Source organism: Enterobacter hormaechei subsp. xiangfangensis, from assembly GCF_001729785.1.
GTDB lineage: Bacteria > Pseudomonadota > Gammaproteobacteria > Enterobacterales > Enterobacteriaceae > Enterobacter > Enterobacter hormaechei_C.
In genome coordinates, this window is sequence record NZ_CP017183.1 from 3,785,071 (window position 1) to 3,805,784 (window position 20,714).

21 protein-coding genes and 1 tRNA gene are annotated in these 20,714 nt (G+C 54.8%); 8 read left to right on the forward strand and 14 right to left on the reverse strand.

Going from position 1 to position 20,714, the window contains the following annotated elements; genetic code table 11:
* Positions 1-54: 54 nt before the first annotated feature.
* From BFV63_RS18030 to BFV63_RS23260, 3 genes are all read right to left on the reverse strand, one after another.
* Positions 55-1,230, reverse strand: a complete 1,176-nt coding sequence (locus BFV63_RS18030; RefSeq protein WP_048242031.1) for an OmpP1/FadL family transporter — start codon at positions 1,228-1,230, stop codon at positions 55-57.
* A 223-nt stretch (positions 1,231-1,453) separates the two neighbouring features.
* Positions 1,454-2,122 (reverse strand): isochorismatase family protein, encoded by a 669-nt coding sequence (locus BFV63_RS18035; protein WP_017382881.1) that lies wholly within the window; start codon positions 2,120-2,122, stop codon positions 1,454-1,456.
* Between the two features lie 259 nt (positions 2,123-2,381).
* Positions 2,382-2,525: a hypothetical protein gene (locus BFV63_RS23260; protein WP_015571788.1), complete on the reverse strand. Its 144-nt coding sequence runs from the start codon at positions 2,523-2,525 to the stop codon at positions 2,382-2,384.
* Between the two features lie 412 nt (positions 2,526-2,937).
* Here BFV63_RS23260 and BFV63_RS18045 point away from each other — a divergent pair, with 412 nt between their 5' ends.
* Positions 2,938-3,747, forward strand: a complete 810-nt coding sequence (locus BFV63_RS18045) for a DUF4225 domain-containing protein (protein ID WP_048242032.1) — start codon at positions 2,938-2,940, stop codon at positions 3,745-3,747.
* Here the strand turns inward: BFV63_RS18045 and BFV63_RS18050 are convergent.
* The 3 genes from BFV63_RS18050 to actS form a co-directional block, all read right to left on the reverse strand.
* Positions 3,744-4,058: a hypothetical protein gene (locus tag BFV63_RS18050; protein WP_003862882.1), complete on the reverse strand. Its 315-nt coding sequence runs from the start codon at positions 4,056-4,058 to the stop codon at positions 3,744-3,746. The two genes, BFV63_RS18045 and BFV63_RS18050, sit on opposite strands and share 4 nt — an antisense overlap.
* A gap of 520 nt (positions 4,059-4,578) precedes the next feature.
* Positions 4,579-4,652: transfer RNA gene (locus BFV63_RS18055), tRNA-Gly, on the reverse strand.
* A gap of 80 nt (positions 4,653-4,732) precedes the next feature.
* Positions 4,733-5,473 carry an amidase activator ActS gene (gene actS / locus BFV63_RS18060; protein ID WP_022651807.1) on the reverse strand — a complete coding sequence of 247 codons (741 nt, stop codon included), beginning with the start codon at positions 5,471-5,473 and terminating at the stop codon, positions 4,733-4,735.
* A gap of 163 nt (positions 5,474-5,636) precedes the next feature.
* Here actS and idi point away from each other — a divergent pair, with 163 nt between their 5' ends.
* Entirely contained in the window at positions 5,637-6,179 is a 543-nt protein-coding gene (gene idi, locus BFV63_RS18065; RefSeq protein ID WP_045342392.1) for an isopentenyl-diphosphate Delta-isomerase, read from the forward strand.
* Positions 6,180-6,227: 48 nt separating this feature from the next.
* On the opposite strand, the gene lysS is transcribed toward idi, so the two are convergent.
* The 5 genes from lysS to xerD form a co-directional block, all read right to left on the reverse strand.
* Positions 6,228-7,745, reverse strand: a complete 1,518-nt coding sequence (gene lysS, locus BFV63_RS18070) for a lysine--tRNA ligase (protein WP_003863452.1) — start codon at positions 7,743-7,745, stop codon at positions 6,228-6,230.
* 9 nt (positions 7,746-7,754) lie between these two features.
* Positions 7,755-8,853, reverse strand: a protein-coding gene (gene prfB, locus BFV63_RS18075) for a peptide chain release factor 2 (RefSeq protein WP_096147815.1) whose coding sequence is annotated in 2 segments (ribosomal slippage) — positions 7,755-8,777 and positions 8,779-8,853 — 1,098 coding nt in all. Because the reading frame shifts where the segments join, the coding sequence is not laid out codon by codon here.
* A 90-nt stretch (positions 8,854-8,943) separates the two neighbouring features.
* The gene (gene recJ, locus BFV63_RS18080; RefSeq protein ID WP_048242034.1) at positions 8,944-10,677 is read right to left on the reverse strand and encodes a single-stranded-DNA-specific exonuclease RecJ; all 1,734 of its coding nucleotides are present in this window, start codon (positions 10,675-10,677) and stop codon (positions 8,944-8,946) included.
* 5 nt (positions 10,678-10,682) lie between these two features.
* Positions 10,683-11,396 (reverse strand): bifunctional protein-disulfide isomerase/oxidoreductase DsbC, encoded by a 714-nt coding sequence (gene dsbC, locus BFV63_RS18085; RefSeq protein WP_048242037.1) that lies wholly within the window; start codon positions 11,394-11,396, stop codon positions 10,683-10,685.
* Between the two features lie 28 nt (positions 11,397-11,424).
* Positions 11,425-12,321, reverse strand: coding sequence for a site-specific tyrosine recombinase XerD (gene xerD, locus BFV63_RS18090; protein WP_003863442.1), 897 nt, complete (start codon positions 12,319-12,321; stop codon positions 11,425-11,427).
* Between the two features lie 101 nt (positions 12,322-12,422).
* Here xerD and fldB point away from each other — a divergent pair, with 101 nt between their 5' ends.
* Positions 12,423-12,944, forward strand: a complete 522-nt coding sequence (fldB, locus tag BFV63_RS18095; protein WP_003863440.1) for a flavodoxin FldB — start codon at positions 12,423-12,425, stop codon at positions 12,942-12,944.
* A 1-nt stretch (position 12,945) separates the two neighbouring features.
* On the opposite strand, the gene BFV63_RS18100 is transcribed toward fldB, so the two are convergent.
* Together BFV63_RS18100 and sdhE are read right to left on the reverse strand one after the other, a co-directional pair.
* On the reverse strand, positions 12,946-13,356 hold the full coding sequence (locus BFV63_RS18100) for a protein YgfX (RefSeq protein WP_022649305.1): 411 nt from the start codon (positions 13,354-13,356) through the stop codon (positions 12,946-12,948).
* Positions 13,337-13,603: an FAD assembly factor SdhE gene (gene sdhE, locus BFV63_RS18105; protein WP_003863437.1), complete on the reverse strand. Its 267-nt coding sequence runs from the start codon at positions 13,601-13,603 to the stop codon at positions 13,337-13,339. Before sdhE ends, BFV63_RS18100 begins: the two co-directional genes overlap by 20 nt.
* Before the next feature lie 294 nt (positions 13,604-13,897).
* Between sdhE and ygfZ the strand changes: the two genes are divergently transcribed.
* Positions 13,898-14,878, forward strand: coding sequence for a tRNA-modifying protein YgfZ (gene ygfZ, locus BFV63_RS18110; RefSeq protein WP_003863435.1), 981 nt, complete (start codon positions 13,898-13,900; stop codon positions 14,876-14,878).
* Between the two features lie 85 nt (positions 14,879-14,963).
* Here ygfZ and trhA read toward each other — a convergent pair whose 3' ends face one another.
* Positions 14,964-15,623, reverse strand: coding sequence for a PAQR family membrane homeostasis protein TrhA (gene trhA / locus BFV63_RS18115; protein WP_003863433.1), 660 nt, complete (start codon positions 15,621-15,623; stop codon positions 14,964-14,966).
* A 266-nt stretch (positions 15,624-15,889) separates the two neighbouring features.
* On the opposite strand from trhA, the gene BFV63_RS18125 reads away from it, so the two are divergent.
* From BFV63_RS18125 to BFV63_RS18140, 4 genes are all read left to right on the forward strand, one after another.
* On the forward strand, positions 15,890-16,621 hold the full coding sequence (locus BFV63_RS18125; protein ID WP_003863431.1) for a MurR/RpiR family transcriptional regulator: 732 nt from the start codon (positions 15,890-15,892) through the stop codon (positions 16,619-16,621).
* 116 nt (positions 16,622-16,737) lie between these two features.
* The gene (gene bglA / locus BFV63_RS18130) at positions 16,738-18,171 is read left to right on the forward strand and encodes a 6-phospho-beta-glucosidase BglA (RefSeq protein WP_003863430.1); all 1,434 of its coding nucleotides are present in this window, start codon (positions 16,738-16,740) and stop codon (positions 18,169-18,171) included.
* Between the two features lie 124 nt (positions 18,172-18,295).
* On the forward strand, positions 18,296-18,655 hold the full coding sequence (locus BFV63_RS18135) for a hypothetical protein (RefSeq protein ID WP_022649310.1): 360 nt from the start codon (positions 18,296-18,298) through the stop codon (positions 18,653-18,655).
* Between the two features lie 48 nt (positions 18,656-18,703).
* Positions 18,704-20,713, forward strand: coding sequence for a protein-disulfide reductase DsbD family protein (locus BFV63_RS18140; protein ID WP_048242039.1), 2,010 nt, complete (start codon positions 18,704-18,706; stop codon positions 20,711-20,713).
* Position 20,714: the final 1 nt, after the last annotated feature.

Genomic DNA, 20,714 nt, shown 5'->3' on the forward strand with positions numbered 1-20,714 from the left:
TTCAGACATTCAATATCTGCCATTATAGACCATATATTTTAAGCGGTTAGCCGATCAAAACTGATAGCTGTAGTTGACGCTGGCAAACCAAAGATAAGGATGGTCGTAACTTCCGGCAAACGCCACCGGCGATTTCACATGCGACGACTGCATATGAAGATACGACACGGCAATACCAATATTGCTGGCCGGGGTAATCTGATACTGGGCTCCCGTACCAAATCGCCACTCATCGCCGGTAGGTAAGGTTAAGGCCACATCGCTCTGGCTTTCATACGGCGAGCTGTCGAACGCCACACCGGCATTCAGTCGCCACTGAGGCGTTGGACGATACTGCACGCCCACCGCACCGTGCCACGTGTCCTTCAGGCGGCTGACGTTGTTCAGCTGCTGGTCCCCGACGACGATTTGCGGCGCGCCGAACTGGCTCCAGTCCTGCCAGCCGAGATCGCCCATAACCGACCACCGCGGGTTAATATCATGCACCAGACTGAGCATGATTTGCTGCGGCGCGCTGATCTGTGCCGACAACGGCAGGTCGTAGGTGCCGTTCTGTAGACGCGCGTTGCCGTCAATATTGAAGCTGTAGTCCGTTTCGCTGTTCCAGGTAATACCGGCTCGGGTCTGGTCAGTTAGCTGCATCAGCAGCCCAAGCCGATAGCTCATGGCCAGGTCTTCATCGCGTCGCTGGTAGTCATCATCGTTAACGCTGCGAGTCAGCGAGAAGTAACCGTAGTTAACGTTGGCGGACGCGCCAATCGAAAGACGGTCGTTAAGCTTATAGGCCAGCGAGGGGCTGAGCGTCATGGCTACCATGGTACTCTTTTTAATCAACCTGTCGCCCGCCCAGCTACCGTAGTCGATCCCCAGGCCGTAATTACCGTAAAGCCCGACCCCGGCATAAAGATTATCGTTCACCTTCTGGCTATAAAAGGCGCTGGCATTCGGGATGGTTTTCATCACATCGCCGGGGCTTTGATGGGCATCGTTATCCAGCTGGTTGTCGATGGAGCCATCCATAACCTGTAACCCACCAGTGACCATATGATCCGGTAAGCGCGTCATGCCAGCCGGGTTGGTCATGATTGTCGAGGCATCCTGCGCACGAGCCGCCTGCCCTGCTCCGGCAAGCGCGGTATCTTCGGTGCCGGCTTCATAAAAATAGAGGGCGCTGGCATGGGCACTGGAGGCTGCTAATACGCCAGCGCACAGGAGGAGTCGTGTTTTCATCTGTGGTCCGGGAAATAAAAAATTTGCCGACAGATATAACAGGGGCGATTGATTACGTAAAAAGAAAGAGGGTTTAATTTTAAATTATGCGCGGTTCAGCCCCTCTTAATATCTCTGACAATTCAGCGACGTCCGGAATACGACGCCGCTACGTCCTGCACCTGTAATACGCTCAGGTACAGGACGATAAAATCCAGCAACTTTTATACAGGTTTATTAGGACTTACTTATAATGCTCCAGATTGGTTTCCGGGCCCGTTCTGGCAATTTCCTGAGCTTTGCCGAAACTTTCAATCAGGCACTTATATTCCGGACAGACATGCTCTGCCAGGATCTCAGCAAAGCGAGAACCTTCCTCGCGGTTCCAGGTTCTCATTAATTCAGCGACAATGGCAAACGTATCGGTAGGGATCGCCCCCGCCTGAGCCACGCGCGCGATGGTGGTATCGGTCGCGATTTTGGACCAGTTCCCCGAGGCATCCACAACACAGTAAACCTTATACCCCTCCTGGACAGCGCTAACCGCAGGGAACGCCATGCAGACGCTGGTGAGCGTGCCGGCAATAATCAGGGTCTTTCTGCCCGTCTTTTCCACTTCCTTCACAAACGCCGGATTATCCCAGGTATTAATCTGCCCGGTGCGTGGAACATACACGGCATGGGGTGCATATTTGTGAATTTCCGGGATGAGCGGGCCATTGGGACCGTCAGGAACAGAGGCCGTGGTGATCACCGGGATATTTAAAAGCGTGGCAACTTTGGCTATCGCTGTCACATAATTACGAAGGTCTGGTACAGGCACATCACGTACCGTGTTGAATAAGCCACTCTGATGGTCGATGAGTAAAATTACAGCGTCATCAGTATCAATCATACCGTTTGTAGCAGCCATATTTCTTTCCTCATGATTTCTTTTACATTGCCGTCAACTCTCCCGGCTCCGCGATTTTACATGCACATGGTCAGGGTATAATGCATTGATAAATCATAATGAATAGTAGTTCGATCCGGTCTGAATACCGCATCATTTCAGGACAATTTCTGGCACGGTACGCTGAGCCATCGACGCTGACGGAAAGCCCTCGTGAGGAGAAAAAATCTTTACAATGCCGTTATGCGGCCATTCGTATTCGTTCGGCTGAAGGCAAGCGTTACTCACTACTGGGATCGCCCTTATCCTCCCGCATGGATTCGATAAACTCCCGTTGCTCCTCTGTGAGTTCAAGCTCATCCAGCAAGCGATCTAACTCTTCTTCAGGTGATTCCTTTTGGTTCTTTCTCTTCCCGGTAGCCATACTCACCCTTGAGTTATTAGGATTAATCTCAGGGTATCCAGGGTACAGGAAATGTGCAACTTAGCGTGTTATGCCATGGGTGATTCCTTGTTTAGCAAAAGAAGGCTTTTTACTACGAAAAGAGAGCTTTGTGCCTGTTGCAATAAAGCGAGGCAAATTGCAGCGTAAGCAAAGCGGTGTGACGCAGTGGCAACACCAGAATATTTCATGCAGATCCAGTGAAATTATTAGGCGGTTAATCGTTCCACTCAGCGGATCTATAATAGAGCCGGGGATATTTTAAGCAGGAGGAAGTAAACTGGGAGGATAAAGAGACGGGACACCCACGGGGGTGGGTTGTGAAAGTATTTCCTATGGTCTTCGACCTTATTGCACCTAAAATGACCAGACACATTTTGGGAAGGAGTCTTTAATGGATATTGCGTTGCTTAACAGGGCCTGGAACAGAACATGGTCAGATACCATGGTGAATCTAGAGGCCCGGAAACTCGTCGAAACAGCAAACCGGCTGTCAGCATTCTATTTGCAAGATGGTCTTACACGTATCAAGTTTGTCGAAGAGATAAAACAGGTTGTAGATAAAGAATTTGAAACAGCACGACGAGCTAAAACCGATGAAGAATGCATTGCATGCATCAAAAATCTGCGTGCTGAAACAGATAATCTACACGAACAAGAACGCCTGTTAAGAACCAGAGCCGCACAGCTTTACGCGAAGGTCGAGTTTGTTAAGGAAAATAATAAAATCGTCGGTTATGTTATATCCGCCGTAAACGTGGTGCTATCAGGCGTGGTTCTCTTTGGTGGCTTTATGATGTTATCCACTATGGGGCCGATTGGTATGCTGGCTGGGGCAGTCCTGATTGCCGATGGAATGAACGGATTAACGAAAGAAGTGCTCAACTTTGATCAGCCAGAAGGACATAAACCCTCGCAAGGTATCATTGCTGACTCCGCGATGCATACGGCCCAGTTCATGGGATTTAATCCTAACACGGGCTTGGCTCTCTATAATGGTGTTACTCTCGGTGCCAGTGTGTACAGCATTGTAGGACTCGCTCGAAAAACTGGAGCCTGGAGATTATTTCGCTGGCTTCCACACGATTACTATCGCAAAGTCAGCACAATGAGCACTCCTAAGCTAACAATGAAGATTGTCGGTTATGGTGTTAAAGCAAAAGTGATTTTCGATCTATTGACAACCGAAAATGGAACCAGTTAATCCTTGATAGTTTTTCGGTAACGCCAGGATTTATAGGAAATTACCGGCGGCTGCGCGAAGGACATAATGGCAACCCCAAAGATCATCGCCAGCCCCCATGCAACTGCTCTATCAGGTGAGCTGAAGACGATAAGTAGCAGTAGGATTAAGGCACACACAGCCACCACTCCCGCCAAGGTAACAAATCGCCTAGCGAGGTCATTTATGGCCTCTCCAAGCGTTCCTCCATATTTTTCAATGTTGCTTTTTATCTTCTGCAATTCGGGCTGCGTAAACCCTGAACGTAACAAAGCCTCATCAGTCACTTTCATATCGTCTCGTCCCTTATCTCCCAGAAGTGTTTTCCCAATCGCTGATTGTGCAAGCAATCATACTGATGAACTTTACAGCAATCCACATGATGTTTGTCCAATGAATCAGATTTCAGACAATAGAAGCCATAAAGCCCCGTTGGTGATACAGCAACAAGTGGAGCCGTTAGGCGACAACATCAGACTGTCAGAGGGATCACACCTTATCAGGATAACCGTGTACCCTTGCGGGAGCGTGGCTGAAACGCTGATAGATCCTACATGTCGTTTGTAGGTACGTTATCACCATAAACCTGTTTTCGGGAGTTATGCCAGATATGCGGCTTTTAGTTCGTTGTTGTGCTGTCGCGGTAAGAAACTGGAACCACCGCCAGCGTGGATGATATGTTTCCTTGTACTACAGACCCTGTCACGCGACGCCAGATACGGGCATAGAACATTGGGTAGTTTTAGTTGTACCTGCTAAAGCGGAGCAAAGTAACTAACTGATAAATTATAACTTGTTAATTTATGAGGAGACTGGAGCGGGCGAAGGGAATCGAACCCTCGTATAGAGCTTGGGAAGCTCTCGTTCTACCATTGAACTACGCCCGCTTTGAGGTGCGTAAGGCATTATAGACCTTACGCCTCTTCATACAAGCCTTTACCCCACTAAGTGGCGATTAAATAATCACTTAGCACTTCGGCTTACTGCCCTGCGCCGGAAGATAACGCTGCGGATCGATGGCTGTAGCCTTATAGCGGATCTGGAAGTGCAGCTTCACCGTATCCGTCCCGGTACTGCCCATGGTCGCAATCTTCTGCCCCGCCTTCACGTTCTGCCCGTTATTGACCAGCATCGTGTCGTTATGCGCATACGCCGTAATGTAGTCCTCACCATGCTTAATCATGATCAGGTTACCGTATCCACGAAGCTGGTTACCGACATAGACCACCTTCCCGGCCCCTGAAGCGTAAACCGGTGTACCGCGTGCGGCAGCGATATCAATACCTTTATTGCCACCTTCCGAGAGCGAGTACGGCGCAACCACTTTTCCGCTTGCAGGCCAGATCCAGCAGCGCTGACCGACCGGCGGCCAGGATGATTTAGGCACCTGATAGGATGGCGTGACTTTGGCTGTTTTACGCGTTGAGGACTTTTTCCCTGAGGAAGAACCGCCGTTTACCTTGAGCTTCTGCCCTACCTCAATAGTATACGGTGGAGAAATATTATTCAGGCGCGCCAGCTCCTTCACGCTGGTTCCCGTGGCGCGTGAGATACGGTAGAGCGTGTCCCCGCGCTTAACGGTATAGACTGCACCGGAATAACTGCCCATATCCGAAGATTTACTCCCCGAGCATCCTGCTACAAGTAGCGTCAGCGTCAGGCAGAAAACGGCAATGATCGGGTTTCTCGTCAGGCTTCCTGCAAACAAAACAGCTCCTCGGTCAGCGTGAATGGCGCACTATGATAGCAGCCCAAACTGATGCGGGTCATGCCCTTTTCCGCTCTGTGGGCCAAACCGTTCGCATAAGAATGCAGTATAATAATTCCGCTGATGGTGCTGAACCATTAAGCATTTTGGCACTGGAGCATCAATGAGTATTCAAGAACACGTTATTTTGGTAAATGACCAGGGAAAAGTGATTGGCACTCAGGAGAAGTACGCCGCGCACACGTCACACACCCCGCTACACCTGGCCTTCTCTTCATGGCTGTTTAACGCTAACGGAGAATGTCTGATCACCCGTCGCGCCTTAAGTAAAAAAGCCTGGCCCGGCGTATGGACCAACTCCGTTTGCGGTCATCCACAGGCCGACGAAGCGACAGAGCAGGCGATTATCCGCCGCTGCCGCTTTGAAGTCGGCGCCGAAATCACAGACATCACCCCCATTGCCCCGGAGTTCCGCTACCGTGAAGCCGACCCGTCAGGGATCGTTGAAAACGAAATCTGCCCGGTCTATGCCGCCCGCGTAACGAATACCCTCGCAATCAATGAAGATGAAGTGATGGAATATCAGTGGGTGGAGCTGGACGCGCTATTCCGCGCGCTGGACGCCACACCGTGGGCATTTAGCCCGTGGATGGTGCAAGAAGCGAACACTGCGCGTGAAAAACTCAGCGCCTTCGCGGCGCAATAAAAAAGCCCCGGCGATAAACGCACGGGGCTTTTTTTACGTCTTAACGGCTTATTTCACCGGACGCATCGCCGGGAACAGGATCACGTCGCGGATGGTGTGGCTGTTGGTGAACAGCATCACCATACGGTCGATACCAATACCCAGGCCAGCCGTCGGCGGCAGGCCGTGCTCCAGCGCGGTCACGTAGTCTTCGTCGAAGAACATCGCTTCGTCATCGCCTGCCGCTTTCGCGTTAACCTGATCCTGGAAGCGCTGCGCCTGATCTTCTGCATCGTTCAGCTCGCTAAAGCCGTTACCGATTTCGCGGCCACCAATGAAGAATTCGAAGCGGTCAGTGATTTCCGGGTTCTCGTCATTACGACGCGCCAGCGGAGACACTTCCGCCGGGTATTCGGTGATGAAGGTAGGCTGAATCAGGTGCGCTTCGGCCACTTCTTCGAAGATCTCGGTCACGATACGGCCCAGACCCCAGCTCTTCTCAACCTTAATACCGATGCTTTCAGCGATCGCTTTCGCAGAGTCGAAGTTATCCAGATCCGCCATATTGGTTTCAGGACGGTATTTCTTGATCGCTTCGCGCATGGTCAGTTTTTCGAACGGCTTGCCGAAGTCGAACACCTCTTCACCGTAAGGTACCTGGGTGGTGCCCAGAATGTCCTGCGCCAGGGTGCGGAACAGGGATTCGGTCAGCTCGATCAGATCTTTGTAATCCGCATAGGCCATATAGAGTTCCATCATGGTGAACTCTGGGTTATGACGTACGGAGATACCTTCGTTACGGAAGTTACGGTTGATCTCAAACACGCGGTCAAAACCGCCGACCACCAGACGCTTCAGGTACAGTTCCGGCGCGATACGCAGGTACATGTCCAGGTCCAGGGCGTTGTGATGGGTGATGAACGGACGAGCGGAGGCTCCACCTGGGATCACCTGCATCATCGGGGTTTCTACTTCCATAAAGTCGCGGTTAACCATGAACTGGCGAATGCCGGCCATGATCTGGGAGCGAATTTTGAAGGTCTTACGGGATTCATCGTTAGAGATGAGATCCAGGTAACGCTGACGATAGCGCGCTTCCTGATCCTGCAAACCGTGGAACTTGTCCGGCAGCGGGCGCAGGGCTTTTGTCAGCAGACGCAGCTCGGTGCAGTGGATAGACAGTTCACCGGTCTTGGTTTTGAACAGTTTACCTTTAGCGCCCAGGATGTCGCCCAGGTCCCACTTCTTGAACTGCTCGTTGTAGATGCCTTCCGGCAGGTCGTCACGAGAGACGTACAGCTGAATGCGGCCGCCAACGTCCTGTAAGGTCACGAAGGACGCTTTACCCATGATACGACGGGTCATCATGCGGCCCGCCACGGACACTTCAACGTTCAGCGCTTCCAGCTCTTCGTTCTCTTTACCGTCGAAGTCTGCGTGCAGTTGGTCTGAGGTGTGGTCACGACGAAAATCGTTCGGGAACGGCACGCCCTGCTCGCGCAGCGCTGCCAGCTTCTCGCGGCGGGTTTTCAGTTCGTTGTTAAGATCGACTACCGCGTCAGCGCCCTGTGCTTGTTGTTCAGACATGTTGGTTCCTCATAACCCTGCTTTCAAACTTGCTTCGATAAATTGGTCCAGGCTGCCGTCCAGCACCGCCTGCGTGTTACGGGTTTCAACCCCGGTGCGCAGGTCTTTGATGCGGGAGTCATCAAGGACGTAAGAACGGATCTGGCTGCCCCAGCCGATATCGGACTTGTTGTCTTCCATCGCCTGCTTCTCAGCATTTTTCTTCTGCATCTCCAGCTCATAAAGCTTCGCTTTCATCTGCTTCATGGCCTGGTCTTTGTTCTTATGCTGGGAACGGTCGTTCTGGCACTGTGTTACCAGCCCGGTTGGAATGTGGGTAATACGCACCGCAGATTCCGTACGGTTAACGTGCTGACCACCCGCACCGGATGCGCGGTAAACGTCGATACGCAGGTCCGCCGGGTTGATGTCGATATCGATATCTTCATCCACTTCCGGGTAGACAAACGCGGAGCTGAAGGAGGTGTGACGACGGCCGCCGGAATCGAACGGGCTCTTACGCACCAGGCGGTGAACGCCGGTTTCAGTACGTAGCCAGCCGTAGGCGTAATCGCCAATAATCTTGATAGTGACGGATTTGATACCCGCCACTTCACCTTCGGATTCTTCGATAATCTCGGTTTTGAAACCGCGCGCTTCCGCCCAGCGCAGGTACATGCGCATCAGCATGCTCGCCCAGTCCTGTGCTTCGGTACCGCCAGAACCTGCCTGAATATCGAGATAGCAGTCAGCGCTATCGTATTCGCCGGAGAACATGCGACGGAATTCCAGCTGCGCCAGCTTCTCTTCCAGCACGTCGAGCTCTGCCACGGCTTCGTTAAAGGTTTCTTCGTCGTCGGCTTCGACAGCCAGCTCCAGCAGCCCAGAAACATCTTCCAGACCCTGCGCCATTTGATCCAGCGTATCTACGATGGCTTCGAGGGAAGAACGCTCTTTACCCAGCGCCTGCGCGCGCTCAGGTTCGTTCCAGACGTCCGGCTGTTCCAGCTCGGCGTTTACTTCTTCGAGACGCTCTTTCTTGGCATCGTAGTCAAAGATACCCCCTAAGAACGTCAGAGCGCTCCGTGAGGTCCTGAATGCGGTTTTTTACCGGATTAATTTCAAACATGGTCTGTTTTCTTTTATGAGCTTGTCAAAATGCGGTGATAAGAGCGGGATTGTACCGAATCCACGCCCTTTTTTATAGAGATTACTGACGCTAAATTGGCCAGATATTGTCGATGATGAGCTGAAGGGAGCGGTTACCACGGAACTCGTTAATATCCAGCTTATAGGCCAGCTCAACCTCGCGCACGCCGTTGTCCGGCCAGATGGAGGTATCAACGTTAAAGGCGATGCCGTCGAGCAGCGGTCCGCCGCCGACCGGTTCCACCATCACTTTGAGATGGCGTTCGCCCACGATGCGCTGTTGCAACAAACGAAAACGTCCGTCGAAAAGCGGCTCCGGAAACATCTGCCCCCACGGGCCGGCATCGCGCAGCATCTGCGCCACCTCCATGGTCATTTCAGCCGGTGAAAGCTCACCGTCAGAAACCACTTCACCCTGCAACAGAGCCGGATCGATCCACTCGGTGACCAGTTCGCCAAACAGACGCTGGAACTCGTCGAACTTCGCCTCTTCCAGCGACAGGCCTGCCGCCATCGCGTGACCGCCGAACTTAATCATCAGGTTCGGATGCAGCGTATCCAGACGCTCCAGCGCATCGCGCATATGCAGCCCCTGAATGGAACGACCGGAGCCTTTCAGCGTGCCGTCCCCGGCGGGGGCGAACGCGATCACCGGGCGGTGGAAACGCTCTTTAATACGCGACGCCAGAATGCCCACCACGCCCTGGTGCCATTCGGGGTGATACATCGCCAGCCCGCCCGGCAGGGTGTCACCGCTGCGCTCCAGCTTTTCGCACAGGGTCAGTGCTTCGGCCTGCATCCCCTGCTCAATCTCTTTACGGGTCTGGTTGAGTGCGTCCAGCTCACTGGCCAGCACGCGCGCTTCGCCGATGTTGTCACACAGCAGCAGCGCGACGCCAACCGACATATCGTCCAGCCGCCCCGCCGCGTTCAGGCGCGGGCCGAGGGCAAAGCCTAAATCGCTTGCCGCGAGCTTCAGCGGATCGCGGTTGGCAATTTCCAGCAGCGCCTTAATCCCCGGACGGCATTTACCTGCCCGAATGCGGCTCAAGCCCTGCCAGGTGAGAATACGGTTATTGGTATCAAGCGGCACCACGTCCGCCACGGTTCCCAGCGCCACCAGATCGAGATACTCCGCGAGGTTCGGCACGGCAATCCCGCGCGATTCGAACCAGCCCTTATCACGCAGCAACGTGCGTAACGCCAGCATCAGATAAAACGCCACCCCTACTCCGGCCAGCGATTTCGACGGGAAATCGCAGTCGCGCAGGTTCGGGTTAATGATGGCTTCGGCGGCAGGCAGAGTTTCGCCTGGCAGGTGGTGATCGGTGACCAGTACCGGGATCCCCAGCGCATGGGCATGATCGACCCCCGCATGAGAAGAGATCCCGTTATCCACGGTCATGATCATCTGTGCGCCACGGGCATGGGCCTGATCGACCACTTCCGGGCTGAGGCCGTAGCCGTCTTCAAACCGGTTCGGCACCAGGTAAGCCACGTTATCGCAGCCCAGCGCACGCAGGCTGAGTACGCTCAGCGCGGTACTGGTTGCGCCGTCGGCATCGAAATCGCCCACCACGACAATCCGCGTGCCTTCCCGGAACGCGTCGTAGAGCATTTCACTCGCTTGTTCGATGCCACTCAGCGCTTGCCAGGGCAGCATGCCTTTGACGCTGCGCTCAAGATCGCTTGCCGTACGCACGCCACGGCTGGCGTACAGCCGCTTTAGCAGCAGCGGAAGCGTGTCTGGTAAATCCGCGGTTTCACCCGCATCGCGGCGGCGCAGTTTTATCGGGGCTTTCACGCGAATTATTTACCAACCATCTGTTTCTGGTGCTCGTCGAGGAACGCTTTCATCTCTTTTGGCCCCTGGTAGCCCGGCACCACATAGCCGTTACTCAGCACAATGGCTGGCGTACCGCTCACGCCAAACTGTACGCCCAGCGCGTAATGGTTAGCGATGTCGATATCGCAGGACGCGGGCTTCACGCCTTTGCCGTTCATCGCGTCATCAAAGGCCTTGTTGCGGTCTTTCGCACACCAGATCGCTTTCATATCCTGCTCAGGCTGGCTCTGCACGCCAGCACGTGGGAAAGCCAGGTAACGCACGGTAATGCCCAGCGCGTTGTAGTCTTTCATCTCTTCATGCAGCTTGTGGCAGTAGCCGCAGGTGATGTCGGTGAAGACGGTAATAACGTGCTTTTCCTGCGCCGCTTTGTAGACAATCATCTCTTTTTCGAGCGCGTTCAGGTTTTTCATCAGCAGCTGGTTGGTGACGTTCACCGGCTGCGCGCCGCTCACGTCGTACATGGGTCCCTGAATGATGTGCTTACCGTCTTCGGTCACGTACAGCACGCCGCTGTTGGTCAGCACCGTTTTCATGCCAGCCACCGGCGCTGGCTGGATCTCGCTGCTGGCGACGCCGAGTTTCGTCAGAGACTGTTTAATGGCGGCATCATCCGCATGGGCAAAACCGGAAACCGAAGCTGCCAGCAGGGTGAACAGCGCTAAAGACTTTTTCATATATGTTCCTGTAACAATTCGTCGGCACTCACGCGCGAGGGTGGTGCTGTTGGTGTAGCTGCCGCAGGCGTTCCGTCGCGACATGGGTGTATATTTGCGTCGTTGAAAGATCGCTGTGTCCAAGCAACATCTGCACCACGCGTAAATCAGCGCCGTGGTTTAACAGATGCGTCGCGAAGGCGTGACGCAAAACGTGCGGCGACAGCTTCTCACTGTCAATACCCGCCAGTGTGGCGTAATGTTTAATGCGATGCCAGAACGTTTGTCGCGTCATCTGCTGCGCGCGCTGGCTCGGGAACAATACATCTATGGAGACGCCGTTCAGCAGCCACGGACGCCCGTGTTCCAGATACGTCTCCAGCCAGTAGACCGCCTCTTCACCCAGCGGCACCAGCCGTTCTTTGTTCCCTTTACCGATAACGCGCACCACGCCCTGACGCAGGCTGATATCGCTCATCGTCAGGCCCACCAGCTCGGAAACGCGCAAGCCCGTGGCATACAATAGTTCAAGCATGGCTTTATCGCGTAACTCCAGCGGAAGGTCAACTGCGGGCGACTGTAATAATCTCTCAACTTGTGCTTCGCTGAGATCTTTTGGCAGCCGCTGAGGCAGTTTAGGCGATGCCAGCAGTGCGCTGGGGTCATCCGCGCGGATCTTCTCGCGGTACAGGTGCTGGAACAGGCGGCGCATGGCGCTCAGCAGACGCGCGGAGCTGGTGGCTTTGTACCCCCCTTCCATCCGCTCAGCCAGCAACCCTTGCAGGTCATCGCTTTGCGCGCTTTCAAGCGTCAGCCCCCGATGCGCCAGCCACTCGACCAGCAGCGTGAGATCCCGACGATAGGCGCTGAGCGTATTTTCAGCGAGGTTTTTCTCCAGCCACAGCGCGTCGAGAAACTGTTCGATGAGTGCGAGATCCTTTTCCACATCAGCCCCTTTGGTTCTGCAATCTGGCCATTATGCCTGATTGCCATCGGTTTCTGGTACACTACGCGCAAAGTCATAGCAAGAATTGAGATAGTTACGCGATGAATATTGGTCTGTTCTATGGTTCCAGCACCTGCTACACCGAAATGGCGGCGGAGAAAATTCGTGACATCATTGGCCCGGAACTGGTGACGTTGCATAACCTGAAAGATGACGCGGTTGCCTTGATGGAGCAGTACGATGTGCTGATTCTGGGTATCCCTACCTGGGACTTTGGTGAGATTCAGGAAGACTGGGAAGCCATCTGGGATCAGCTCGATTCAGTCAATTTTGAAGGCAAAATCATTGCGATGTACGGCATGGGCGACCAGTTGGGCTACGGGGAGTGGTTCCTCGACGCGCTCGGCATGCTGCATGACAAACTGGCGCCAAAGGGCGCGACGTTTATCGGCTACTGGCCTACGGAAGGCTATGAGTTCACCAGCCCAAAACCCGTCATTGCCGACGGCCAGCTGTTTGTCGGGCTCGCGCTGGATGAAACCAACCAGTACGATCTCAGCGACGAGCGCCTCCAGACCTGGTGCGAACAAATTCTGGGTGAGATGGCCGAGCAGTTTAGCTGATTTATTCCTGCGTCGGCTGTTGCACGATTAGCCGGCGCAGATCCCGCCACTCCGCGGGATCCATACTGTCTGCGGCCAGCCACAGATGCTGGCGACGGTTGTCCTCGACCCGACGCAGCCGTAGCATCATCCCGGTATTAAGCATCCACGGCGTCCCTATCATTTCCCACTCTTTTCCCTGCCAGCGCAGGCGAGAATCCATCAGCAGCTTAATTTCACCCTGACGGGCGTTGATTCGACGCTGGCTGCGCACGCTATCAAACACTACAAACGACAGCAAAAGCAGCCACAGAGGGGTATAGCTTAGCGGCCACGGCACCAATAACACCATTGCCGCGACCAGACCGTGGAGCAGTAAGGACATCCACTGTGAGCGCCACGAGACGCGAAGATCAGATTGCCACAGGACCACGTTCCTGATTCCGTGTTTGAATTAATTGCACCATCCGTTGCAACTCGGTGTCGGCGGGCTTGCCGTGATTCATCAGCCAGTTGAATAAATCCGGATCGTCAGACTCAAGCAGACGGACAAACAGGCGCTTATCGTCATCGCTTAAGCTGTCGTACTCATACTCGAAGAAAGGCATGATGGAGATATCAAGTTCACGCATGCCGCGACGGCACGCCCAGTGAATACGGGCCTTGTTGTTAATATCCATGTTCTGTTTCCTGCATTACGTTTGGCACAGTCGGTATCCCGTTCGGTATTCATTATTGCTCTCCGGGAACACCTGCTAGTGTAACGTGTTTTTGACCGTTTCTTTACTGGAATATTGCGAACCTCGAGCAGGCTTCCTGAATAATCCTTATAAAGACAGCGGATTACACTATTTTGCGTAGCGCCACGCATAACCGCGTAATGGCACGAATGGCCTGCTGAAAGCGCTTGCATTGAATACAGTCTCTTTTACCATTAGGTATTATCAAAGCGTTAAGCAATTCAGGACATCACTATGGCATTTACACCATTTTCTCCTCGCCAGCCCGCCGCCTCTGCGCGTCTGCCGCTGACGCTGATTACTCTTGATGACTGGGCACTGGCGACACTGACCGGTGCGGACAGCGAAAAATACCTGCAAGGCCAGGTCACGGCGGACGTGGCGCAGTTGACTGAGCACCAGCATCTGCTGGCCGCGCATTGCGATCCAAAAGGCAAAATGTGGAGCAACCTGCGTCTGTTCCGCCGTCAGGACGGATTCGCCTTTATTGAGCGCCGCAGCCTGCGTGACGCCCAGCTTAAAGAGCTAAAAAAATACGCGGTCTTTTCTAAAGTCACCATCGCCCCGGACGATGAACACGTTCTGCTGGGGGTCGCGGGTTTCCAGGCGCGTGCAGCGCTGAAAAACCTGTTTGCCGAGCTACCGGATGCTGAAAAACAGCTGGTCAGCGAGGGAGCGACCTCCATTCTGTGGTTCGAGCACCCGACGGAGCGCTTCCTGCTGGTAACCGACGAAGCAACGGCGGAACGCGTCACTGACGCCCTGCGCGGTGAAGCACAGCTCAACAACAGCCAGCAGTGGCTGGCGCTGAACATCGAAGCGGGCCTGCCGGTCATTGACGCGGCAAACAGCGCGCAGTTTATCCCGCAGGCGACAAACATCCAGGCGCTGGGTGGTATCAGCTTTAAGAAGGGCTGCTACACCGGTCAGGAAATGGTGGCGCGTGCGAAATTCCGCGGCGCGAACAAACGCGCCCTGTGGACGCTGGCTGGTCACGCCAGCCGTGTGCCGGAAGCGGGTGAAGATCTTGAGATGAAGATGGGCGAAAACTGGCGCCGTACCGGCACCGTGTTAGCCGCCGTCCAGCTCGATGATGGCCGCCTGCTGGTGCAGGTTGTCATGAATAATGATATGGAGCCCGACAGCGTGTTCCGCGTGCGTGATGATGCAAACACGCTCAGCATTGAGCCGCTGCCGTATTCACTGGAAGATTGATGCTGTATCGCCCGGTGTTGATATTCACCCTCTCCCTGTGGGAGAGGGTCGGGGTGAGGGCATCAGACCGCACCTTACAAAAAAACTACACCTGCCCAACATACAGATAAATTGCCAGGAAGTGACACACGCTGCCGCCCAGCACAAAGCCGTGCCAGATGGCATGGTTGTACGGAATACGCTTGCAGACGTAGAAAATCACGCCCAGCGAGTAGACCACACCGCCCACCGCCAGAAGCGTCACGCCCCCCACCGCCAGCTTAATGGCTAACTGATACACCACAATCAGCGACAGCCAGCCCATTGTCAGATAGGTAACCAGCGACAACACTTTAAACCGGTGCGCAATGGTCAGCTTAAACAAGATCCCCAGCAGCGCCAGGCTCCAGATCACAATCATCAGGCCACGCGACAGCGGTGAGTTGAGCCCCACCAGCAAAAACGGCGTATAGGTACCCGCAATAAGAAGATAGATAGCGCAGTGGTCAAATTTCTTGAGCCATATCTTCGCCCGTTGATGCGGAATCGCGTGATACAGCGTTGAGGCAAGGAAAAGCAGGATCATACTCCCGCCATACAGGCTGTAGCTGGTAATGGCCATCGCGCTGGCGTTGGTATCCACTGCCTGTACCAGCAATAACACTAAGCCGACAATCCCAAAAACCAGGCCAATGCCATGGCTTATACTGTTGGCTACTTCCTCAGCCAGCGAATATCCCTGTGCGATTAATGGTCTGCTCACCATACTTAACTCCGGGAAAACAAAAGATGATTATTCATCGCCAGTCTATGCTAACTGAGAATGATTCCAGTGAACACCTGTTAGCTAAAATAAATCCATAATCAAGATTTATCCTTATAAATCAGTACAATGCAAAAGCAATCCACCGCACAGGTGTAAATGATTTTATTAACATCTGAGTAATCAAGGAGATAAATCCGTCTCCCGCCCTTCGTCATCATGGTATGCTTCAGGAATAGTGTCCGACAGCGAGTTTAGCCATTGTGAGTATGTTCAGCCATTCCGCCATTGCCAGCCTCAACAATCTGGAAATGATGGTCTACAACTATGTCATTAAGAACCGCGATAAAGTGATGTACATGACCATCCGCGAGCTGGCGGATGCGGTGGGCGTTTCCACTACCACTATCCTGCGCTTCTGCCGCAAGCTCAACTGTGATGGTTACTCGGAATTTCGGGTGCGCTTTAAACTCTATCTGGAGCAGAACGAGCCGCAGCAGGCGAATTTTGGTGCCAGTGAAATTATCAGCTTCTTTAAAAGCGTAAATAACGAAGAGTTTGATGCGCTATTAGATAAAGCCGTCGATATTATTTTATCATCTGAACGAATTATTTTTGTCGGTGCGGGCACCTCCGGATCGCTGGCAAAATATGGCGCACGTTTCTTTTCAAATATCGGCAAATTCAGTAACCATATCGACGATCCTTATTTCCCGGTCACTAACGACATGGCTAAAAATGCGCTGGCCATTGTACTCTCCGTCTCCGGCGAAACCGAGGAGATCCTGCGCTTCGCCAGCCAGTTCAGCCTGCATCACTGCAAGGTGCTCTCCGTCACCAGCCATGAACATTCTCGTCTCGCAAAGCTGGCGGACTTTAACCTCTCCTGGCATGTCCCGCAAACGCGTATTGGCGGCGTTTACGATATCACCACGCAAATTCCCGTCATCTATATTCTGGAATCATTAGGCCGAAAACTGGCGAAGAAATTAACAGAATAAAACATCCTGTTTTTTTGATGTGACAAATTACAATTTCCACAAATTGTTATATCGTGACATTTAATTCCGCTTTGCTAGACTCGAAATCAATAAGTCCTGAATTGAGAATAGCAAAGATGAAAAAACTCACCTTACCGAAAGATTTTTTATGGGGCGGCGCGGTGGCGGCGCACCAGGTTGAAGGCGGCTGGAACAAAGGCGGCAAAGGGCCAAGCATCTGCGACGTGCTCACCGGCGGCGCACACGGCGTTCCGCGTGAAATCACGCAGGAAGTGATTGAAGGCAAATATTACCCGAACCACGAAGCCGTCGACTTCTATGGCCATTACAAAGAAGATATTAAGCTGTTTGCCGAGATGGGCTTCAAATGTTTCCGTACCTCCATCGCCTGGACGCGCATCTTCCCGAAAGGCGACGAAACTCAGCCAAACGAAGAGGGGCTGAAGTTTTACGACGACATGTTCGATGAACTGCTGAAGTACAACATCGAGCCGGTGATCACCCTCTCCCACTTTGAAATGCCGCTGCATCTCGTTCAGGAATATGGCGGATGGACCAACCGTAAAGTGGTCGATTTCTTTGTGCGCTTCTCGGAAGTGGTATTTGAGCGCTACAAAAATAAGGTCAAATACTGGATGACCTTCAACGAAATCAACAACCAGCGCAACTGGCGTGCGCCGCTGTTCGGCTACTGCTGCTCTGGCGTGGTCTATACCGAGCACGACAACCCGGAAGAGACCATGTACCAGGTGCTGCACCACCAGTTCGTGGCCAGCGCGCTGGCGGTGAAAGCCGCACGCCGCATTAACCCGGAGATGAAAGTCGGCTGCATGCTGGCGATGGTGGCGCTCTATCCTTACTCCTGCAAGCCAGAGGACGTCATGTTTGCTCAGGAATCCATGCGCGAGCGCTACGTCTTTACCGACGTGCAGCTGCGCGGCTACTACCCGTCTTACGTGCTGAACGAGTGGGAGCGCCGTGGGTTCTCCATCAGGATGGAAGCGGGCGACGAGCAGATCCTGCGTGAGGGCACCTGCGACTACTTAGGTTTCAGCTACTACATGACCAACGCGGTCAAAGCGGAAGGCGGCACCGGTGACGCCATTTCCGGCTTCGAGGGCAGCGTGCCGAACCCGCACGTCAAGGCGTCCGACTGGGGCTGGCAGATTGATCCGGTAGGCCTGCGCTATTCGCTTTGTGAACTGTACGAACGTTATCAGAAGCCGCTGTTTATCGTCGAAAATGGTTTCGGCGCCTACGACAAAGTGGAAGAGGACGGCAGCATCAACGATGACTACCGCATCGACTACCTGCGCGCCCACGTGGAAGAGATGATGAAGGCCGTGACCTGGGACGGCGTGGATCTGATGGGCTATACCCCGTGGGGCTGCATCGACTGCGTCTCCTTCACCACCGGCCAGTACAGTAAGCGCTACGGCTTTATCTACGTCAACAAGCACGACGACGGTACCGGTGACATGTCCCGCTCCCGTAAGAAGAGCTTTGAGTGGTATAAAACCGTCATTGCCAGCAACGGCGAAACGCTGTAATGGCTCGCCCTCTCTGCAAGCGGAGAGGGCAAACCGCTTATCTTCCAGACACTTCTTTACAGCTTTTGCGTTGCCAAAATATGTTCGCCCGATAATATAGGCGTCCTGAATATTTGAGGCGAACATGATCAAGCGACAACGCAACGCTATCCTGCTTGTAGCCCTGGCCTGCCTGGTGGTGCTGATATGCACCGCCCAGCGGATGGCCGGGATGCACGCGCTTGTCATGAACGTCACCGCCACGAGCCAGTCTGTCCAGCAGGGGCAGGAGAGTGCCGACGCACCGGTAACCCCGTGTGAGCTTAGCGCCAAGTCGCTGATGTCGGTCCCGCCTGTTTTGTTTGAAGGCGCCCTGATTGCCGTCACCCTGCTGCTGGCGTTGCTGGCAGCCAGCCCGCCGCGCCGCGAACGGCAGTGGCCTCCCCGCGTTATCTCCCCGCCCCGGTTAAGGGTGCATCTGCGATTATGCGTCTTCCGTGAATGAGTCTTCGCCTGTTACTTCAGGTTAATTCATCATTTACGGAGATAATTTATGTTTACTGTATTCAGGCGACTGCTGGTCTGCCTGCTTTGGCTATGGCTGCCCCTCAGCCAGGCTGCCGACAGCGGCTGGCTGCGCGCCGCCGATAATCAGCACGCCAGCGTCAGGCTGCGTGCGCAACCCGAAAGCACTGGCGAAACCCGCCTGCTGCTGGACGTCGCCCTGCAAAAAGGCTGGAAAACCTACTGGCGCTCGCCGGGCGAAGGGGGCGTCGCACCCGCGATTAAATGGCATCAGCCCGTCGAGGCGATCTGGCGCTGGCCTGTGCCGCAGCGTTTCGACGTCGCGGGTATCACCACGCAGGGCTATCACGGCGATGTCAGCTTTCCCATCACCCTGCGGGGCGACGTCCCGAAGATCCTGAGCGGCGTGCTTACGCTCTCCACCTGTAGCAACGTCTGTATTCTTACCGACTACCCGTTTTCACTGAACATGACCGCATCCGCAGGCGCCGGTTTTGATTACGATTTCAGTCGGGCCATGGGCACCCTTCCGCTCAGCGGCGGGTTGACCTCAACGCTTAACGCCACCTATGCCCCCGGCAAGCTGACCGTAACGGCGCAGCGTGACGCAGGCTGGCAGGCGCCGTCCCTGTTTATCGACGGTATGGATGATGTTGATTTCGGCAAACCGGCCCTCACCGTGCGCGGTGATTCGCTGGTCGCCACCGTGCCCGTGACGGACAGCTGGGGCGAGGCCGCGCCCAACCTCAGCGGCAAAACCCTGTCGCTGGTTCTGGCCGATAGCGGGCAGGCGCAGGAGTCCAGCCTGAGCATTCAGCCGGGGAACGCCGCGCCGACGCTCTCGTTAGGCTGGGTGCTGCTGATGGCGCTGGCGGGCGGTCTGATCCTTAACGTCATGCCCTGCGTACTGCCCGTGCTGGCCATGAAGCTGGGCACGCTGATGCAAACCGAACGGCAGGCGCGGGGTCAGGTACGCCGACAGTTTCTTGCGTCGGTAGCCGGGATCGTGATCTCGTTCCTCGCGCTGGCGCTGATGATGACGGTTTTACGCTTAGGCAATCAGGCACTCGGCTGGGGGATCCAGTTCCAGAACCCGTGGTTTATTGGTGCGATGGCGATGGTGATGGTGCTTTTCAGCGCCAGCCTGCTGGGGTTGTTTGAAATCCGTCTCCCTTCCGGCGCCAGCACCTTCCTCGCCACACGCGGCGGTAACGGGCTTGCGGGTCATTTCTGGCAAGGCGCGTTTGCCACGCTGCTGGCAACGCCCTGCACCGCGCCGTTCCTGGGGACGGCGGTCTCGGTCGCGCTGGCGGCGCCGCTTCCCCTGCTGTGGGGGATCTTCCTGGCGATGGGTATCGGCATGAGCCTGCCGTGGCTGCTGGTGGCGGCCTGGCCGGGGCTGGCCCAGCGCTTGCCGCGTCCGGGACGCTGGATGAACGTCGTACGCGTAGTGCTGGGGATAATGATGCTCGGCTCATCGCTGTGGCTGCTGAGCCTGCTGACGGTGCACATTGGCAGCCTGCCCGTCATCACGCTGGGCGTGCTCCTGATCCTTACGCTGCTGCTGGTCACCGCCTGGCGCTACCGCTGGCAAACGGCACTGCGCGTCGGGGTATTAGCTGTAGTGGTGGCCGGAGCAGTCGCGTTTGTATCCGGCTCCGGCGGCGAGGGTTCCCGCCGCGATCGTATCCACTGGCAACCGCTCAGCGAGCAGGCCATTGCCCGCGCGCTGGCGGAGAACAAACGGGTGTTCGTCGACGTGACCGCCGACTGGTGCGTGACCTGTAAAGCCAATAAATACAACGTGCTGCTGCGCGACGACGTGCAGGATGCGCTCTCCGCCCCGGACGTTGTCGCCCTGCGCGGCGACTGGAGCCGCCCCTCAGATACCATCAGCCAGTTCTTAACCACGCGCGGCAGCGCCGCCGTGCCGTTTAACCAGATCTACGGACCGGGATTACCGCAGGGCCACGTGCTGCCTGCGTTGTTAAGCCGCGAAGCGGTGCTGAGCACCCTATCCGATGCAAAAGGAAAATAAC

Excerpts from the sequence above, each read along its gene's own strand:
- BFV63_RS18125 (WP_003863431.1), top strand. The coding sequence starts at position 15,890 with ATGTTCAGCCATTCCGCCATTGCCAGCCTCAACAATCTGGAAATGATG.
- trhA (WP_003863433.1), bottom strand. The coding sequence starts at position 15,623 with ATGGTGAGCAGACCATTAATCGCACAGGGATATTCGCTGGCTGAGGAA.
- BFV63_RS23260 (WP_015571788.1), bottom strand. The coding sequence starts at position 2,525 with ATGGCTACCGGGAAGAGAAAGAACCAAAAGGAATCACCTGAAGAAGAG.
- sdhE (WP_003863437.1), bottom strand. The coding sequence starts at position 13,603 with ATGGATATTAACAACAAGGCCCGTATTCACTGGGCGTGCCGTCGCGGC.
- BFV63_RS18140 (WP_048242039.1), top strand. The coding sequence starts at position 18,704 with ATGTTTACTGTATTCAGGCGACTGCTGGTCTGCCTGCTTTGGCTATGG.
- BFV63_RS18030 (WP_048242031.1), bottom strand. The coding sequence starts at position 1,230 with ATGAAAACACGACTCCTCCTGTGCGCTGGCGTATTAGCAGCCTCCAGT.
- fldB (WP_003863440.1), top strand. The coding sequence starts at position 12,423 with ATGAATATTGGTCTGTTCTATGGTTCCAGCACCTGCTACACCGAAATG.
- BFV63_RS18045 (WP_048242032.1), top strand. The coding sequence starts at position 2,938 with ATGGATATTGCGTTGCTTAACAGGGCCTGGAACAGAACATGGTCAGAT.
- bglA (WP_003863430.1), top strand. The coding sequence starts at position 16,738 with ATGAAAAAACTCACCTTACCGAAAGATTTTTTATGGGGCGGCGCGGTG.
- idi (WP_045342392.1), top strand. The coding sequence starts at position 5,637 with ATGAGTATTCAAGAACACGTTATTTTGGTAAATGACCAGGGAAAAGTG.
- dsbC (WP_048242037.1), bottom strand. The coding sequence starts at position 11,396 with ATGAAAAAGTCTTTAGCGCTGTTCACCCTGCTGGCAGCTTCGGTTTCC.
- BFV63_RS18135 (WP_022649310.1), top strand. The coding sequence starts at position 18,296 with ATGATCAAGCGACAACGCAACGCTATCCTGCTTGTAGCCCTGGCCTGC.
- BFV63_RS18050 (WP_003862882.1), bottom strand. The coding sequence starts at position 4,058 with ATGAAAGTGACTGATGAGGCTTTGTTACGTTCAGGGTTTACGCAGCCC.
- BFV63_RS18035 (WP_017382881.1), bottom strand. The coding sequence starts at position 2,122 with ATGGCTGCTACAAACGGTATGATTGATACTGATGACGCTGTAATTTTA.
- lysS (WP_003863452.1), bottom strand. The coding sequence starts at position 7,745 with ATGTCTGAACAACAAGCACAGGGCGCTGACGCGGTAGTCGATCTTAAC.
- ygfZ (WP_003863435.1), top strand. The coding sequence starts at position 13,898 with ATGGCATTTACACCATTTTCTCCTCGCCAGCCCGCCGCCTCTGCGCGT.